The organism is Rhizobium sp. M1 (genome assembly GCF_002531805.1).
Classification (GTDB): Bacteria; Pseudomonadota; Alphaproteobacteria; order Rhizobiales; family Rhizobiaceae; genus Rhizobium; species Rhizobium etli_C.
In genome coordinates, this window is record NZ_NWSW01000070.1 from 1 (window position 1) to 15,669 (window position 15,669).

The 15,669-nt window shown below is 61.8% G+C and carries 11 protein-coding genes; 1 reads left to right on the forward strand and 10 read right to left on the reverse strand.

What is annotated here, in order from left to right:
* Positions 1 to 164 precede the first annotated feature (164 nt).
* Positions 165 to 578, reverse strand: coding sequence for a hypothetical protein (locus CO655_RS32195; RefSeq protein ID WP_097667900.1), 414 nt, complete (start codon positions 576 to 578; stop codon positions 165 to 167).
* Positions 575 to 844 (reverse strand): type II toxin-antitoxin system prevent-host-death family antitoxin, encoded by a 270-nt coding sequence (locus tag CO655_RS32200; RefSeq protein WP_097667901.1) that lies wholly within the window; start codon positions 842 to 844, stop codon positions 575 to 577. Before CO655_RS32200 ends, CO655_RS32195 begins: the two co-directional genes overlap by 4 nt.
* A 361-nt stretch (positions 845 to 1,205) precedes the next feature.
* Between CO655_RS32200 and CO655_RS32205 the strand changes: the two genes are divergently transcribed.
* Positions 1,206 to 1,910: an FkbM family methyltransferase gene (locus tag CO655_RS32205; protein ID WP_097667902.1), complete on the forward strand. Its 705-nt coding sequence runs from the start codon at positions 1,206 to 1,208 to the stop codon at positions 1,908 to 1,910.
* A gap of 69 nt (positions 1,911 to 1,979) precedes the next feature.
* Here CO655_RS32205 and CO655_RS32210 read toward each other — a convergent pair whose 3' ends face one another.
* The 8 genes from CO655_RS32210 to CO655_RS32245 form a co-directional block, all read right to left on the reverse strand.
* Positions 1,980 to 2,786 (reverse strand): DUF6030 family protein, encoded by an 807-nt coding sequence (locus CO655_RS32210; protein ID WP_097667903.1) that lies wholly within the window; start codon positions 2,784 to 2,786, stop codon positions 1,980 to 1,982.
* A 410-nt stretch (positions 2,787 to 3,196) separates the two neighbouring features.
* Complete coding sequence (locus tag CO655_RS32215; RefSeq protein ID WP_097667904.1) at positions 3,197 to 4,636, reverse strand: HlyD family type I secretion periplasmic adaptor subunit; 1,440 nt, start codon at positions 4,634 to 4,636, stop codon at positions 3,197 to 3,199.
* Complete coding sequence (locus tag CO655_RS32220; RefSeq protein ID WP_097607640.1) at positions 4,633 to 6,777, reverse strand: peptidase domain-containing ABC transporter; 2,145 nt, start codon at positions 6,775 to 6,777, stop codon at positions 4,633 to 4,635. Before CO655_RS32220 ends, CO655_RS32215 begins: the two co-directional genes overlap by 4 nt.
* A gap of 45 nt (positions 6,778 to 6,822) precedes the next feature.
* Positions 6,823 to 7,131, reverse strand: coding sequence for a hypothetical protein (locus CO655_RS32225; protein WP_040112893.1), 309 nt, complete (start codon positions 7,129 to 7,131; stop codon positions 6,823 to 6,825).
* Positions 7,132 to 7,198: 67 nt separating this feature from the next.
* The gene (locus tag CO655_RS32230; RefSeq protein WP_097667905.1) at positions 7,199 to 8,431 is read right to left on the reverse strand and encodes a GTP-binding protein; all 1,233 of its coding nucleotides are present in this window, start codon (positions 8,429 to 8,431) and stop codon (positions 7,199 to 7,201) included.
* Positions 8,432 to 8,480: 49 nt separating this feature from the next.
* Positions 8,481 to 13,754, reverse strand: a complete 5,274-nt coding sequence (locus tag CO655_RS32235; protein WP_097667907.1) for a DUF4082 domain-containing protein — start codon at positions 13,752 to 13,754, stop codon at positions 8,481 to 8,483.
* Positions 13,755 to 13,935: 181 nt separating this feature from the next.
* Positions 13,936 to 15,120 carry a GTP-binding protein gene (locus CO655_RS32240; RefSeq protein WP_097667906.1) on the reverse strand — a complete coding sequence of 395 codons (1,185 nt, stop codon included), beginning with the start codon at positions 15,118 to 15,120 and terminating at the stop codon, positions 13,936 to 13,938.
* Between the two features lie 102 nt (positions 15,121 to 15,222).
* A partial coding sequence (locus CO655_RS32245) for a DUF4082 domain-containing protein (RefSeq protein ID WP_141514391.1) occupies positions 15,223 to 15,669 on the reverse strand: 447 nt, incomplete at its 5' end.

Below are 15,669 nucleotides of genomic sequence, written 5' to 3' on the forward strand. Positions count from 1 at the left end.
TTGCAGAGATCCGGACATTCCAACTTCACCGCCACATCGCCTGTAGCCGGGTACATTCTATTTCCAAGCGCGAAAGCCTCAACTACCAGCGCCGGCCGAGGCAAGTTGCTTTGTCAAATCCATTTCATGACGATCAATACGCCGCCGCACTCTTGCCGTGGCGGTCAGCGGAACCGGTTGACTTCCGTGGCCGACTTGCGGCGGCTGATGAATTCGCGCAGCAACGGCAGGAAGAAAGCCTTGCTGAAGCGGCCTGTCGGCGGCTCGGGCTCGAGATAGAATGAATTGCCGACGGTGTCGGTGTTGAACTCATCGAAGATGATCCAAAGCCTGCGATCGGCATCAAGGCCGGCGCGGCGCTTTTCGATCGCAGGCACTTCTACAGTAAACCGCGATGCCTCCGGCTGTTTGGTGGTGATGGGAAAGAACAGGACCAGGTCACCGTCCGGCCGTGGCATTCTCACGCCCACGGCGACCGGTCGCTCCTTGCGTCCTTCCGTCTCTCCTCGCTCAGCCTCCCGCGCCCAGAGGTAAGGATAGCGTATGACGCTTGCGGTCTGGATCAGGTCGTAGCTCACGACCGACCTGCCTCATCCTCGCCGGCATAGGTCTCGACGGCGTTCTCGAATTCAGCGAAGAGTTCATCCGACATGGTCCCGATGGTGCCGGCGGATCGGCGGTCGGATTGCTTCATCAGCCGCTCGTAGTCTTCGATGTTGAGGAGGACGAGGCGCGGCTTGTTGCGCTGGGTGATGGTGACCGGATGACGAAGCGCCTCGGCGATGATGTCGCCGGATTTCCGGGAGAGATCACTGGTAGAATAGGAACCGCTTGACCTGGCCATAGGTGTTCTCCTTTGCTGTATTTGCTGTCATATACAGCATTTCCAGTAATGCTGTATATAGGTGAGACTACCTTTATTCCGACGATTGAACGGCGAGGATTCTCTGGGCCAACATGGTCGGAAACGAAGCCTGCCCGGTCGACTAGGTGTTTAGCCCCGCCGCGCCATCATCACCTGGCGAGATCAAAGGTATTTCGCGGCTACGTCGGCTTCACCTAAAGAACTAGGCTTGGCGAAAGGGCCGCGCAGGCCATCAACTATCGATGATCTAGCGACTGGCTGCCAATTCACCGAAGATGGAAAAACAGGGCACGCCGCTCGATGAGCGGATAGCGCGCGTTCGAGTTACCCGGGAGCCGACATGCTTCACATCGCTAATATTGCGCCACCTCGGTTCAGGTTGTGGACGCGCGCGTCACGGGAATGGCGCCGGGGTGAGCCCGAGCTTCGGATCCTCGACAAATTATGCCGTCGGAACCAGACTGCGATCGATATAGGCGCGAACTACGGTGTTTATTCCTGGTTCTTGACCAAGCTTGCGCGCGATGTCGTCGCCTTTGAACCTCAGCCCAATATGGTCGCTTTTCTGGAGGCAGCACTTGGTTCGACGGTTCGGGTCGAGCAGGTCGCACTTTCCGATAGCGCTGGCGTTGCAACGATGCGGATCCCCAGTGATCAGCTTATGGATGGCTGCGCGACAATTGAGGAGCAGAATACGCTTTCAACGCAAAATGTCGAAGAAATCTCCGTTCCGACCCGGCGCCTGGATAGCTATCAGTTCGACGCTGTCGGTTTCATCAAGATCGACGTTGAAGGCCACGAGCTCAAAGTACTCAAAGGTGCGGAGGCGATCTTGAGCCGGGACCGTCCCAACCTGCTCATCGAGGCGGAAGACCGACATCGACCCAATGCTGTCGCCAGTGTGATCGACTATCTCACACCGTTTGGCTATTCGGTATATTGCCTGAAAGATCGAAAATTGCGCTCCCTGTCGTCCGAGGAGGTTCGGAAGAGCTCTTCCGGAAGGCCTTATAATTACGTTTTTTCTATCCGTAAGGACCTGTAAGGCTTCGTCGTGGCGCCCTCCTCTGCACGGTCGTAGCAACTCCCGCAGGTCACCCCTCCGGCTACGCCGTCAATTTGGACAATTGGCTGACGTGGACGTACTCGAGCGGTCCGTGAGGATCACGTTCCCCGAAACGTTGCGGCGATCGGTTCCGGTTAGCCAACGCTCCGGCGAAAAATACGTCTTGGTTCTCACCTGCGCAGCTGAAGTCGCCTTAAGACCAAGAACAAAATCAAAATTGCTTCCGCCGTCGGCTTCGCGCATGAAACTGAGATAGGCGCCGAATTGCTCTTCTTCGACATTTCGAAGGTTTTGGATCGACGTAAGACTATCCTCGAAATCGCGCCAGCACGCCTGCTTCACAATGATCTCGAACATGCGCAGAATAGCTGGGGCGAGACGCCCCTCATCGTCTGTCGTCGGCCCGATGATCCTGGCGCGGATCTCAACAATATCGCCCATTTCATTTCCGCGAACCTTGAGGAAGGTGGAACTGAGGGGACGCGCCTCGTCACGTTCATAGATGCGCTGAAAATAACATTCATAATTGCGATTGCGCATCGATGCCGCTTTCCATTCGCTCATCTCGATACCGGCCTCTCGAAGAGCAGCGCAAATATTCGACCCCGAGACGCGCCATATCCGCAGAAACTGACCTGCCAGCTCCGGCTTCGGGGCCTCGATCAGCTGCGGCGATATCGACATCGGCCGGAGGGGAGAAGCAGTCTCATCATCACGGCGGGCGGCGATTTCCGATGACGGGGCAGCCTTATCGAGAGCTCGATCTTCAACGTGCCCAGCCGGACCTTCGAGACGGTCGCTTCCACCGAAAAAAACGACGATGCCCGCGACGAGCAAGATGCCGATCAAGAGCACTGGCCAAAGCAGCCAGCGGGGGACGTTCCGCCACGGGAAATTCCAGTGTGAACGTGGGCCACCGCCAGGAGGATCGACGGCTGATGACACCTTATCCACGGCGCGGCCTCACAAACAAAATAGGAGCCTGTGCGCGTTCGAAGTCGATCGACCTCGATTGTCTTTGCGACCAACCGGGTTTGGATCGATCCGCCCCGGCTCGCGGCTCCTGGGGAGGTGAGCAACGCATCTGAAAAACCGTACAGTCTGTTCGACTCACCTTCGACTCAGCGAGTGTGAGGTTAGGCGCGTATAGCGTCAAGCGGCGACCGACTTCACGAACATGCAGGCGGCCAAACCGCAGACGATGAGAGGCGATATCTGCCTCAAAGCTCACTCGGAACTGTGTTTTCAGCCAATGATCCGTCAGCCTATGGTTCACGTATTGCGTTATCGAGTCCGCGCAGCAACGGATACAGGAAGTAGGACATCACCGTGCGGTTGCCGACCTTGATTTCCGTCGACACGGTCATGCCGGGAAGCAGCCGCACCGGCACATCTGCGGCATTCAGCCGGGTATCGGCAAGCAGGATCCGCGCCTTGAAGAAGGGGGCGGCCGGCTGGCCGGGGGTGGCTGTCTGCTCCTGTTGGCCGGTTAGAAAGGTGTCCTGGCTGATGGTTCTCACTTCGCCGGAGGCTGTGCCATATTTCTGGAAGGGATAGGCGTCGAGTTTGATGCGTGCCTCCTTGCCGACGGCCACGCGGCCGATGTCGCGGGTGTTGATCGACACTTCGGCTTCGAGCGGTACGTTGATCGGCACCAGCGTGACGACCGGTTCGGCCTCCCGCACCACCGAACCGACCGAGCGTTGCGCCAGGTCGAGCACGACCGCATCGGCAGGTGCCGTCAGCGCCACCATGTTGCGGCGCAGCTCCAGTTTCTTCAGCTCTTCGCCCGCCATGTCGCGCTGGCTGCGCAGGTCCGCCAGCTGCTCCATCGCGGCGCGGCGGAAATCCTCGATAAATGCCTGACGGTCGGCGAGCAGCTTGGCATAGGTGTGAGCCGCCTCGTCGGCCTTGCCGCGCACGGCAGTGATATCGGCCTCGACATCAAGGCGGGCGTCGCGCGAGCCGAGCATGGTGAGCAGCGAGCCGCTTTCCGTGTCATAGAGCTTCTTTCGTGTCGCCTCGATCTGCGAGAGATTGTCGCGCCGGTCGTTCAGCACGGCCTCCTGGTTGCGGTTTGCCTTGAGGACGGAGGACTGGCCGGCGATCTGCTGCTCGAAATTCTGCAGCTGCGCCGTGTAGAAGGCGCGCCGCTGGCCGAACAGCTGCACCTGCAACTGCTCGTCCGGCGTATTGCCGGCGATCTTCGAATAGTCCTCGCCGGTCAGCTCGGTCTCAAGCCGCTTCACCTGGGCGTCGAGGGCGGAAAACTTCGTCTTCAGCTGCCCGACGTCGGCCTGGCTGAAGGTGGCGTCGAGCGTCGCCAGCGTCTGGCCGGCACGCACCACCTCGCCGGCCTTCACGTCGATCGTGCGGATGATCGAGGTTTCGAGCGGCTGGACGACGATGGTCGGCTGAGTGGTGACCAGCTTGCCGGGCGCAATCACCACCTCGTCGATTGACGAGACCGAGGCCCAGGTGATCGCTGCGGCAAGCAGCGCCGTGACGCAGTAGAGCGTCATGCGGGCAACGCGCGGCGGCGCGCGCTCTTCCAGCTCGACGGCGTCGGACTGAAATTCCGCAATCGCCGGCGGCAGCGGTGGGCGGGCGGTGAGCTCCCTGCCTTTGTCCGGTCCCGTGGCCGAGGGGGCTTTGTTCGAGCGTACGGGCAGGTTCTCGCTGGATTTTTTGACATGCGCGTTCATGCGACCTGCCTCATCTGCTGTGCCCAGAGGTGACGGTAGGTCATGCAGCGCGACACCAGCTGATCGTGTCGGCCGATATCGGCGACCTTGCCGCGATCGATAACGAGAATGGCATCGGCATCGACAAGGGTCGAAAGCCGGTGCGAGACAATGATGACAGTGCGGCCGGCGGCGATGCGGCTCAGATTCTCGCGGATGATCGCCTCGCTGTCGGGATCGAGCGCGCTCGTCGCCTCGTCGAAGATCAGCAGCTTCGGATCGGTGATCAGTGCGCGGGCAATCGCCAGGCGCTGCTTCTGGCCGCCGGAGAGGTTGGCGGCATTTTCCTCCAGCATCGTGTCGAAGCCGCGCGGCAGCCGTTCGATGAACTCTTCGGCGCCGGCGATGCGGGCGACCTCCATGATCTCCTCGATGCTGGCATCGGGCTTGGCGGCGGCGATATTGTCGCGCACCGAGCCGCGGAACAGGAAATTGTCCTGCAGCACGACGCCGATGCTGGTTCTTAAGTGCACGAGGTCGATCTCGCGGCTGTCGTAACCATCCATGCGCACCAGGCCTTCCTGGCTTTGATAGAGCCCCTGGATGAGCCGGGTGATCGTCGTCTTGCCCGAGCCGCTCTTGCCGACCACGCCGAAGACGCAGCCTGCCGGAATGGCGAAGGAGACATTGTCGAGCGCCGGCGCGGTGTCGGGAGCGTAGCGGAAGGTGACCCTGTCGAATGCGATGTGGCCCCGCAGATGCGGCCGAACACCGCGCCCGCGGCCCGCCTGCTCCGGCCGCTGGTTCATGATCTCGCCGAGCATGCGCACGGAGAGCGCCACTTCCTGATATTCATGCACCATGGTGACGATCTGGACGAGCGGTCCGGAGACCCGGCCGGCGAGCATGTTGAAGGCAACCAGTGCGCCGATGGTCATCGCGCCATTGAAGACATCGAGCGCGCCGAGGCCGATAATCGCGACACTCATCAGCTTCTCCAGCAGTCCGGTCATCGCCTGGGCGATGGTCGAGATCTTCTCGACCCGGAAACGCACCGAGATCGACTGGGCCGAATAATCGTCCCACACCTTGCGCTGGCGCGGTTCCAGCGCCAGCGATTTGACGGTACGCATGCCGTGCACGGTTTCCACCAGCAGGGCCTGCCGGTCGCCTTCCGCCTGGTAGAGCGCCTGCAGGCGGCGCTGGAACGGCCCGACGAGCAGCATCACCACCAGGCCGACAAGCGCTGCGAAGCCGAGCACCACGAGCGTCAGCTTGACGCTGTAGAGAAGCAGGATCGGCACGAAGACGAAGAGGGACACGCCGTCGAGAAGGGTCAGGAACAGCCGGCCGGTCAGGAATTCGCGGATGCGCCCCGTCTGCTGCATGTGCTTGACGAGAACGCCGGCCGAAGCCTGTTCAAAGAGCGCGATCGGCAGGTTCAGCAGATGGCCGAAGGTGCGGGTCGCGACGCGGATGTCGATCCTGTTGGTGGCGTAGAGCAGCAGATAGCGCCGCAGGAAGGTGAACGTCGCGTCGAAGACGAGCGCAATCGCGATGCCGACCGTCAGAACCGTCAGGGTCGCATAGCTCTGATGCACGAGCACCTTGTCGATGACGAGCTGGAAGAAGATCGGCGTCATCAGCCCCAGGCCGTAAAGCACGAAGGCCGCGAGCGCGACATCGCGGAAGAAGCTGCGCTGCTTGATGATTTCGGGAACGAACCAGCGGAAGCCGAAGGGCCGGTCCTCATCGGACATGCGATAATTGCGCTTCAGCAGGATCACCGATCCGAGCCAGGCCTTGGCGAATTGCTCTTCGCTGAGCATCATCGCTTCGGCGCGTGAGGCGAGCGGATCGAGAACGCGAATTCTCTCCTCCTCACCGCTCCCGACAGCGTCGGCGATAACCACCCAATTGCCGTTCGTCAGTTCCGCGAGCACCGGAAAGGCCTCGCCGAGCTGAAACAGCGATCGCCAGTCGAGCGTCAGATGCCGGGCCTTGAGGCCGGCATCCTTGGCCATGCGCAGCAGCTGCCGCACGGCAACGGGATCGTTGCCGACGGCATAATCGTGCTGCAGGCGCTCCGGAGCAAGATCGACGCCGTGATGTCGCGCGACGAGCGCCAGACAATGCAGGTTGGTATGCAGAAAACCACTCATGGCCCACCCGAAACCCAATACGAAACCGAGGCGATATCTGTTTTGTCAGTTGAAGTTCGGCGAAGCGTTCGAAGCGCCGGCCGGCCCCGATTGAATATCGGCAGCCGCCGCAGCTGACATATCGCCAACGCGACGAACCGCACCCGCTTCGACCAACCCGCCGAGCGCCTTCTGCATCAGATCGACCGCATTGGCGAAGGCATCGACAGGCATGATGATGCGCTGGCGGAAGACCGGTTTCGGGTTGTTGTTGGCATCACGATCGGTAGCCGAAAGCGACATCAGGTCGATGCGCACGATCGTTCCGGTAATGGTGATTTCGCCGATGCCGTCTGCGTAAAGTTCGTTGCTCATTGTTCTCTCCTCTGGTTGATAATCAAAACGTCTTCACCTTAGGGCGCCTTACGTCCATGAGGACGCTCTAACTGTTTGAATGTGCATGCACATGCCCGTGCGGCCAGGCCGGAAACGGGTCCCGGAGCCCGACAGCCGTCTGCGGGTCGAAGCCTGTCTCCTCACCGGTCAGGCAGTCGTCGAGTGCCGCCCTGATTGCTCCTTCGTCGAAGCCGGCGCCGATGAAGACGAGTTCCTGGCGGCGGTCGCCCCAGACCTCGTCCCAATGCCGGTCGATGAGCTGGCGGAACTGCGGAAAGCGTGGCCACTGCACCTTCGGCACCGAGGCCCACCAGAAACCCCTGGTATCGATGCGGCACTGCGTGCCGGCAATCGACAGAAGGCCGATCTCATCCGGCCTCGTCGCCAGCCAGAAATGCCCCTTCGCACGGATGAGGCCCGACCATTTCCTGCCGAGGAAATCCTGCAGCTTTGAAGGATCAAACGGCTGGCGGCTGCGATAGACGAAGCTTCTGATGCCGTATTCCTCGGTCTCCGGCACATGGTCGCCCCAACCGAAGAGTTCCTTGTGCCAGAGCGGATGACGGGCGGCCTTCGCCTCGCTGAAGAGACCGGTATTCAGGATCGCGCCGAGCGGCACCTGGCCGAAGACTGCTTCGATCACCTCAGCATCCGGATTAAGGGCCGCGACGACCCGGCGCACCTCGGCAAGGTCGGCGCACGGCACGTCGCCTGCCTTGTTGATGATGACGACGTCGGAAAATTCGATCTGCTCGACGAGCAGTTCCACGAGCTTGCGCTCATCGTTCCCGTCACGCCGTTCGCCGCGATCGGCAAGGAACTCGGCACTCCGGTAATCGGCAAGCAGATTGACCGCATCGACGACGCAGACCATCGTGTCCAGGCGGGCGACGTCGCAAAGGGCGGCCCCGCTTTCGTCGCGGAAGGAGAACGTGGCTGCGACCGGCAGCGGCTCGGCAATGCCGGTGCCCTCGATCAGCAGATAATCGAAACGGCCGGCGGCTGCCAATCGCCGCACCTCGCTCAGGAGATCGTCGCGCAGGGTGCAGCAGATGCACCCGTTGGTGAGCTCTACCAGCGTCTCGTCCGTGCGCGACAGATCCGCGCCGCCCTCGCGCACGAGATCCGCATCGATGTTGACCTCGCTCATATCGTTGACGATGACAGCAACCCGACGACCCTCCCGATTGCTCAGGACATGATTGAGGACAGTCGTCTTTCCCGCGCCGAGAAACCCGGCGAGAACCGTTACGGGCAATCTGTTGTCTGTACGCATCATCGATACTCTCACTCTTTACGGCATGCTTGGTCTTACATCCGCGTGGGCGTTACGCCGCGAGCTGCGGTTTGAATGCCACGTCCACGTAGTAGTTCGTGCTGTTGTAGCTGGCGGTCGGGAACAACCCGCCCGATCCATAGGCATAGACGCCGTTATTGCCGCCGGGCGCCTTCAGGTCCCCATTCGTCACATCGCTGGCAAAATAATTGCCGGTCGCCGAGTAATTGCCGTTGCTCGAGTAGGAAACGACGTAGGTCGTATCCGCCTGGATCGCGATCTGCTGGGTGAGCTGCGCAGTCTGCCAGCCGCTCGCCGTCTCGTTGCTGAAGGTGACGCTGCCGAGCAGCGTGCCGGAGGCCGTCCACAGATAGCCGTTATGCGGGCCGATATTATCGGCCCCCTTGTAGAAGCGGATGGCGGTGATCCAGCCCGCGGTATCGGCCTGGAATTTCATACCGAGATTGATCTGCTGATTGTCGTTGGCGTTGACGATCGCAGGCGTCGCATCGGCGGCAAAGAAGTTCTGCTCCGGCCCAGCCGACTGGCTGCCGTTGACGGTGAGCGCAACCTGCGCCGAGGCCGTGCCGCCATTGCCGTCCGATATCGCGTAGCTGAAGCTTGCCGGCCCCGAGTAGCCTGCCGTCGGCGTAAATGTCACGGTCTGGGCCTGGGCATCGTAGGAAACAGTGCCGTTGACCGCGCCGCTGACACCGGTAACGACAAGCGGATCGCCATTGCCGTCGCTATCGTTTGCCAGGAGTACCGAGGCCTGAATGGTGATCGGCGTGCCGGTAGTGGTCGAGAAGCCGCTGTCATTGGCGGCGACCGGAACCGCATTCTGCCCGCTGCCCTGCCGATAGAGCACGTCGATCCAGTAATTGCTCGCATTGTAGGAAGCGGTCGGAAACAGACTGCTTGTACCATAGGCATAAAGGCCGTTGCCGCCGCTCGTCGCACTCGACGGCGCCGTCAGCGCACCGTTCGAATAATCCGTCGTGAAGTAATTCGCTGTTGCCGAATAGAAGCCGTTCGAATGGTAGCTCGCCACATAGGTGGTGCCGGCCGAAACATTGATCGGCTGGGTGAAGGAAACCGTCTGCCAGCCGCTCGCCGTCTCGTTGATGAAGGTCGCCTGGGCCAGAAGCTGGCCGTTCGCCGTCCAGAGCGAGCCGACATGCGTACCGGTATCCTGGGCGCTTCTGTAATAGGTGAGCCCGGTGATCTGGCCGTTGGCGGAAGCGATGAACTTGACGCCGAGTTCGACCGAGTTGGCGTCGTTGGCGGCGGTAATCCCCGACGTGTCGGCGCCGGTGAACAGGCTCGACGTCGCGCCCCCGGCCGGCGGCGTGTCGACGGTGAGGCTGACCGTGGCCGACGCCGTGCCGCCAAACCCGTCCGAAACCGTATAGGAGAAGCTTGCCGCACCGGTATAACCCGCCGTCGGCGTGAAAATGACTGACTTGGTCTGGCTGTTGAAGCTCACCGTTCCGTGGACCGCACCATTGACACCGGTGATGCTGAGCGCGTCGCCATCGCCATCGATGTCGTTTGCAAGCAGGCTGGCGGCAGCAATCGACAACGCCGTGCTGGAATAGGTCGTGTAGCCATTGTCATTGGCGGCGACCGGCAGCACGTTGCTCGTCTGGTTATAGACGACATCCACCCAGTAGTTCGACGACTGATAGCTGGAGGTCGGGAAACCGGAGCCGTCGGCAAAGACGCCGTTGCTGCCGGCAAGCGCCGTCAGCGAGCCGTTGCTGTGGGCGGTCGTGAAATAGTCCGCCGTCGCCACATAGGAGCCGGTCGTGTGGTAGGAGGCGACATAGGTCGTGCCGGCCAGGATATGCACCGGGTTTGAGAACGTCGCGGTCTGCCAGCCGCTCACCGCTCCGCTGTCGGCGAAGGTGACGGTCGCGACCAGCGTGCCGTCGGCCGTCCACAGCGAGCCGGTATGCGGGCCGGTATCGCCGGACGCCTTGTAGAAGCGGATGCCGGTCACCATGCCGCTCGACGAAGCGGAGAACCGCATGCCGAGTTCCAGCGACTGGCCCTCGTTGAAGCTTGCGCCCGTCGGCCCCTCGCTCGCCTTGAACAGCGTCTCCCCTGAAGGGCCTGGGTCCACGGTGAGGCTGACATTGCCCTGATCCGTGCCGCCGCGCCCGTCCGACAGCGTGTAGGTGAAGCTTGCCGGCCCCGAATAATTGTTGGTTGGCGTGAAGGTGATGGTGCCGTTCGGCTTGTTGAGCGTCACCGTGCCGTTGACGGCATTGCCGACGGCCGAAATCGTCATCGCATCGCCGTTGGGATCCGTATCGTTTCCGATGAGCGAGGCGATCGAGATGACGACGCTGTCGTTGCGGGTCAGCGTCAGCCCGCTATCGTCGGTCGCAACCGGCGCGCTGTTGGGGCCGGCGTCGAAGACCACGTCGACCCAGTAGTTGGTGCCGGTGCCGAGGTTCTGTCCGGGGAAGGTGCCGGCATTGTCGCCATAGGCATAGACGCCGCCGCCATCGACGACCTTCAGCGCGCCGCTGGCATAGGTGCCGCCGAAATAATTATCGGTGGCGGAGTAGAAGCCGTTGGTGTGATAGGAGGCCACATAGGTCGTGCCGGCCGCAATCTGGATCGGGCTGGAGAACATCACCGTCTGCCAGCCGGAGAGCGATTCACCGACCGAGACACCCGTTGCCAGCAGCGTTCCGTTGGCGCTCCAGAGGCTGACGGCATGGTCGCCGGTATTGTAGAAGCCCTTGTAGAAGCGGATGCCCTCGACATACCCTGCCGTCGTCGCCTGGAAGCGCAGGCCGAGTTCGACGGAATCGCGATCGATCGCCATTTCGACGGCGGGCTTGTCCGCCAGCGTCCACAGGCCCTGGGTGTCCGGCAGGGTGACGGTGACCTGCTTGCCGCCCGCTGGCGCTTCCATGTTGACGCTGTCGTCGACGGCGCGCGACATGATCGTATAGGTGCCGCTCGCCTGCACGACCCAGTTATAGCTCCAGGTCTCGCGGCCCGTCGCCTTGAACCAGTGCTGGCCGCCATCGGTGGAGATCTCGACGCCGGCGATGATGCCGCCGCCGAAATCCTGCGCCGTGCCCGTGATCGTCACATGCTGCCCTTCGAGGAAGCTTGCGCCTGATATCGACGAGCTGATCGACGAGGTGGGCTTCAGCATATCGGTCGATTGTGTCGCCAGGATCAGGCTCGCATCCAGCGTCGTCGGCTGGATGCCCATGTCGGCGAACATGTTGACCATCGACTGCTGCACGTTGCGATCGGTCGATGTCGTCGGGCCCTGGTGGTTGTCGCTCAGGCCCCAGGACCAGAAGACGGTGCCGGCGCCGAAGACCAGCGCGCCGCTTGCCGCACGGTACATGGTCAGGCTGTGGGTTGCCACCGCATCGCCGACCGTCGTGCCGTAGTCGCGCAGATAGGTGCTCACCGAGACCGAGGAGAGCGACAAATTGATCAGTCCATCCGGACGGAATCCGTTCTCGACATCGGAGTCCCATTCATAGCCGAGCAGGTTCTGCACGAGATTATAGCTATCGCCCTCCTGCAGTTCCGAAACCTCGGTGTTGCGCCAGAAGCGCAGGTTCGAATAGTCGTAGGGGATGGAGATCGTATCCTGGCGGTAGCTGTCCACCTGGAACATCGTGCCCGTCAGCGAATTCTCCGGCTCCTGCCCCGGATCGGCATAACGCGGATCGCGCCAGGTGCCGGTGCCGACATTGCTCGGATCCGTGCTCGTGCCCCAGGTCTCCTTGTAGCAGACCATGGTGCGATAGGCCTGACCGCTGCCGTCGATGCTGCTTTCCCAGCGCACCTTCCAATAGCATTCGTTGCCGCTCCAGAAGGCGAGGTTGACGCCGGCATCGCGGGCGGCCTCGACATTGGCGCGCTGTTCGGCAGACCAGTATTCGTCATGTCCGACGGAGAGATAGGCATCATGGTTGAGCAGCAGGCCGCCGCTGCGCGCCGTATCGACGCCTGATATATAGGACACGTCGTAGCCGTTCTGCTCCAGCCACGAGATGGCGGAAGACTCGACGCCGAAGATGTAATCATGCGAGCCGCCGATCGGGCTCGTATTGGTGATGATCGGCCTGTTGTAGCTGACCGCCGAAGCGCGGCCGATCGCGGTCACGCCGCAGCTGCAGTTCGGCGGCAGGTAGCCAATCATGTCTGCCGGGTCGACGGGCACTTCACCGTAATAGAGGCTGGCGCCGCCCCAGGCATTATAGGCCTGCCAGGTCGTGTCCGACGTCTGGAAGACGATATCGCTGGTCGAGGCGTCGTCGCGCACGACGAAGGGGATGATGCTGGCATCCTCGGTGCCATCTTCACGCACCAGCTTGGCGAAATAGACGCCGGAGACCGCGTCCGTTGGAATCTGCCAGCTCGCCGAGACCGACCAGTTGCCGCAATCGATGAGACCGAGCGACATGTCGACGATTGGATGCGGCTGGATCTGCGCCGTGGTCAGCTGCTGCTCGATCGAGTCGACCTTGCGCGCGCCAGCCCCGCCATAATAGCCCATGCGATAGATATCGATGCGGTAGTGGGTGGAATCGGTGGCGATCTTGAAATCGACCGTCTGGCCGATATTCGTGCTGATTTCGGTGGCAAAACCCTGGATGGTGCCGCCGCCGTCGCCCTCCAGCCCCCACTCGCTGATCGGGTTGCCCTGCTTCAGGTTTTCCAGCGCGATCTTGTTGGGCGTCGCCGCAGGCGCAGCCGTCGCTGGGGCCACCAGTGCTGTCGGGGCCGCTGTCGTCTCCGCAGAAGAGTCCTGGCTCTCCTCGACCGAAATGGATGCAATCGAGGCCTGCAGGCGCAACGAAGCCGTGGCGACACTGCTGGAAGAAGGAACAGGCGCCGCCGTTTCGCCGCTGCCGGTATCGGCATTGCTGGTAACACCGGTCAGCTCGGGAGCGGCAGGCAGTGTCGCAGCCTCCTCGAGCGGATCCGGGCCAAGCACGGTGCGCTCGGATGTCGAGGAAGACGTTTCGAAGACCGTCGCAGCCGAGGCCGTCTTCGTGGACGTGTCCCGCGTGCCGCCATCGGCCGCAGGCGCCGGCGATGCCGAGGGCGTCTGCATGTCGACCGATGGTGTCAGGGACGATGTGACCGTGCCGGTGAAGGAGGAGTGGACCGTTGCGCTGCCCTGATTGGCAAAGCCCGGGGAACCATCGCTATTCGTCGAAGACACGACCGTCGTCGATCCAAGGCCTGCGCTCCAGGCAGAGGATGAACGACAGATAATCAACGCTCCACCAAATATACTCAGGTACTCACGATTACTGACATGAATTCTCCGCATCAGCGGCGTCCCCAATCCGTCGATCGACACTGCAAGACTTCATCCTGCCAGCTTTCGCAATGGAACGGACGACAGCAATCCGGGGTATGTGGGTGGTACTACCATACGTCGATATGATGATCCTCACCGCACCCCGGCCGGTCGGGCCGGTTAACGCGCGCGCTATCCTGCTCCGCCCGTGTTACCAGGCCGGAAACGGATCTTCGAGGGCGGCCCAGTCGCGCGGATCGGCGCTGGCGAGGCACCCGTCCAGCGCAGTCCGTACAGCTGTCTCGTCCATCCCCACGCCGATGAAAACCAGTTCCTGCCGGCGGTCGCCCCAGGCGCTGTCCCATCGGCTCTGCAGCTGTCGTTGAAACTGCTGGTGGTTGGGCCAGTCCTGCCGGGGCACGGCTGCCCACCAGAGCCCCATGGGCTCGCAGCGCCGCTGGATCCCGGCAGCCGACATCAGGCCCACATGACGCGGGCGCGTGGCAAGCCAGAAGTGGCCCTTGGCGCGCAGCACTCCCGGCCAGGGTTCGTCGAGGAATGCCCGAAACCGCGTCGGATCGAAGGGACGCCGGGTGCGATAGACGAAGCTCGAGACCCCGTATTCCTCCGTCTCCGGAACATGCTCATCCGGGCTATACAATTCCTTGTGCCACAGGGGATGCGCCGCGGCCTTTGCTTCATCGAAGAGGCCTGTATCTAGGACGGTTGAAAGAGAAATCTTGCCGAAATCCGTCTCCACCTGAAGCGCATCCGGGTTGAGAGAGGTAACGATCTTGCTCACCTCCGCGCGGACCGCTTCGGTCGTATCCGAGATCTTGTTGATCACGACGACATCGGCAAACTCGATCTGATCCACCAGCAGGTCGATCAGGGTGCGCCGGTCCTCACCGTCACGCTGCAGGCCACGGTCGGCAAGCAGATCGGCACTGCTGTAGTCGGCTAACAGATTTGCAGCGTCGACCACGGTGACCATCGTATCGAGCCTGGCAAAATCGGCGAGCGAAACACCGGTCTCGTCGCGGAAGGAAAAGGTTGCCGCAATGGGGCGTGGCTCGGCAATGCCGGTGCCCTCGATCAACAGATAGTCGTATCGCCGCTCCTCTGCCAGCCGTCGTACTTCCGTCAGGAGGTCGTTGCGCAAAGTACAGCATATGCAGCCATTGCTGAGCTCGACCAATGTCTCCGTCGTATGCGACAGGTTGCAGTCGCCGTCGCGAATGAGACTGGCGTCTATGTTCACTTCGCTCATGTCGTTGACGATGACGGCGACCCGCAGGCCCTGACGGTTATTCAGGACGTGGCTGAGCAGCGTCGTCTTGCCGGCGCCGAGGAAGCCGGCCAGCACGGTTACCGGAAGCCGTTCGATCCTGTTCATCGGCCTTCCTTGAATGCGGGCGTTCCGGGCGACCGGAGCCGCGGCGAGTACTTGCGACGTATCAGCCTCATTCGAAACCCGTTCGTAATCCCCTCACATGCTTCACGCGACGAGCTGCGGCCGGAAGACCACGTCGGCATAGTAATTCGCTGCATTATAGGTGTTGGTCGGGAAAAGACCTGCAGTGGCGGATCCGCCATAGGCATAGACGCCGTTGCCGCCGGCGACGGCGCTTGACGGGGCCGTCAGCGGACCGTTGGTGACGGCGGTCGTAAAGAAATTGTTGGTCGCGACATAGGCTCCTGTCGTGTGGTAGGAGGCGACATAGGTGGTGTTGGCGGCGATGGTGACCGGTGTTGCAAAATTCACCGTCTGCCAGCCGCTCGCGGTGGTATTGGTGAAGGTGGCGGTGGCGAGCTTGGTGCCGGTCGTGGTCCACAGGTCGACGACATTCTGGCCGTTATCATTGGCGCTGCGATAGAACTTGATGCCGGTGACATCCCCGGCAACGTTCGACGTGAACTTGACGCCGAGTTCGAGCTGCTGACC

Coding starts and splice junctions, on each gene's coding strand:
- CO655_RS32230 (WP_097667905.1), bottom strand. CDS start 8,431: ATGATGCGTACAGACAACAGATTGCCCGTAACGGTTCTCGCCGGGTTT.
- CO655_RS32225 (WP_040112893.1), bottom strand. CDS start 7,131: ATGAGCAACGAACTTTACGCAGACGGCATCGGCGAAATCACCATTACC.
- CO655_RS32240 (WP_097667906.1), bottom strand. CDS start 15,120: ATGAACAGGATCGAACGGCTTCCGGTAACCGTGCTGGCCGGCTTCCTC.
- CO655_RS32220 (WP_097607640.1), bottom strand. CDS start 6,777: ATGAGTGGTTTTCTGCATACCAACCTGCATTGTCTGGCGCTCGTCGCG.
- CO655_RS32235 (WP_097667907.1), bottom strand. CDS start 13,754: ATGCGGAGAATTCATGTCAGTAATCGTGAGTACCTGAGTATATTTGGT.
- CO655_RS32215 (WP_097667904.1), bottom strand. CDS start 4,636: ATGAACGCGCATGTCAAAAAATCCAGCGAGAACCTGCCCGTACGCTCG.
- CO655_RS32200 (WP_097667901.1), bottom strand. CDS start 844: ATGGCCAGGTCAAGCGGTTCCTATTCTACCAGTGATCTCTCCCGGAAA.
- CO655_RS32205 (WP_097667902.1), top strand. CDS start 1,206: ATGCTTCACATCGCTAATATTGCGCCACCTCGGTTCAGGTTGTGGACG.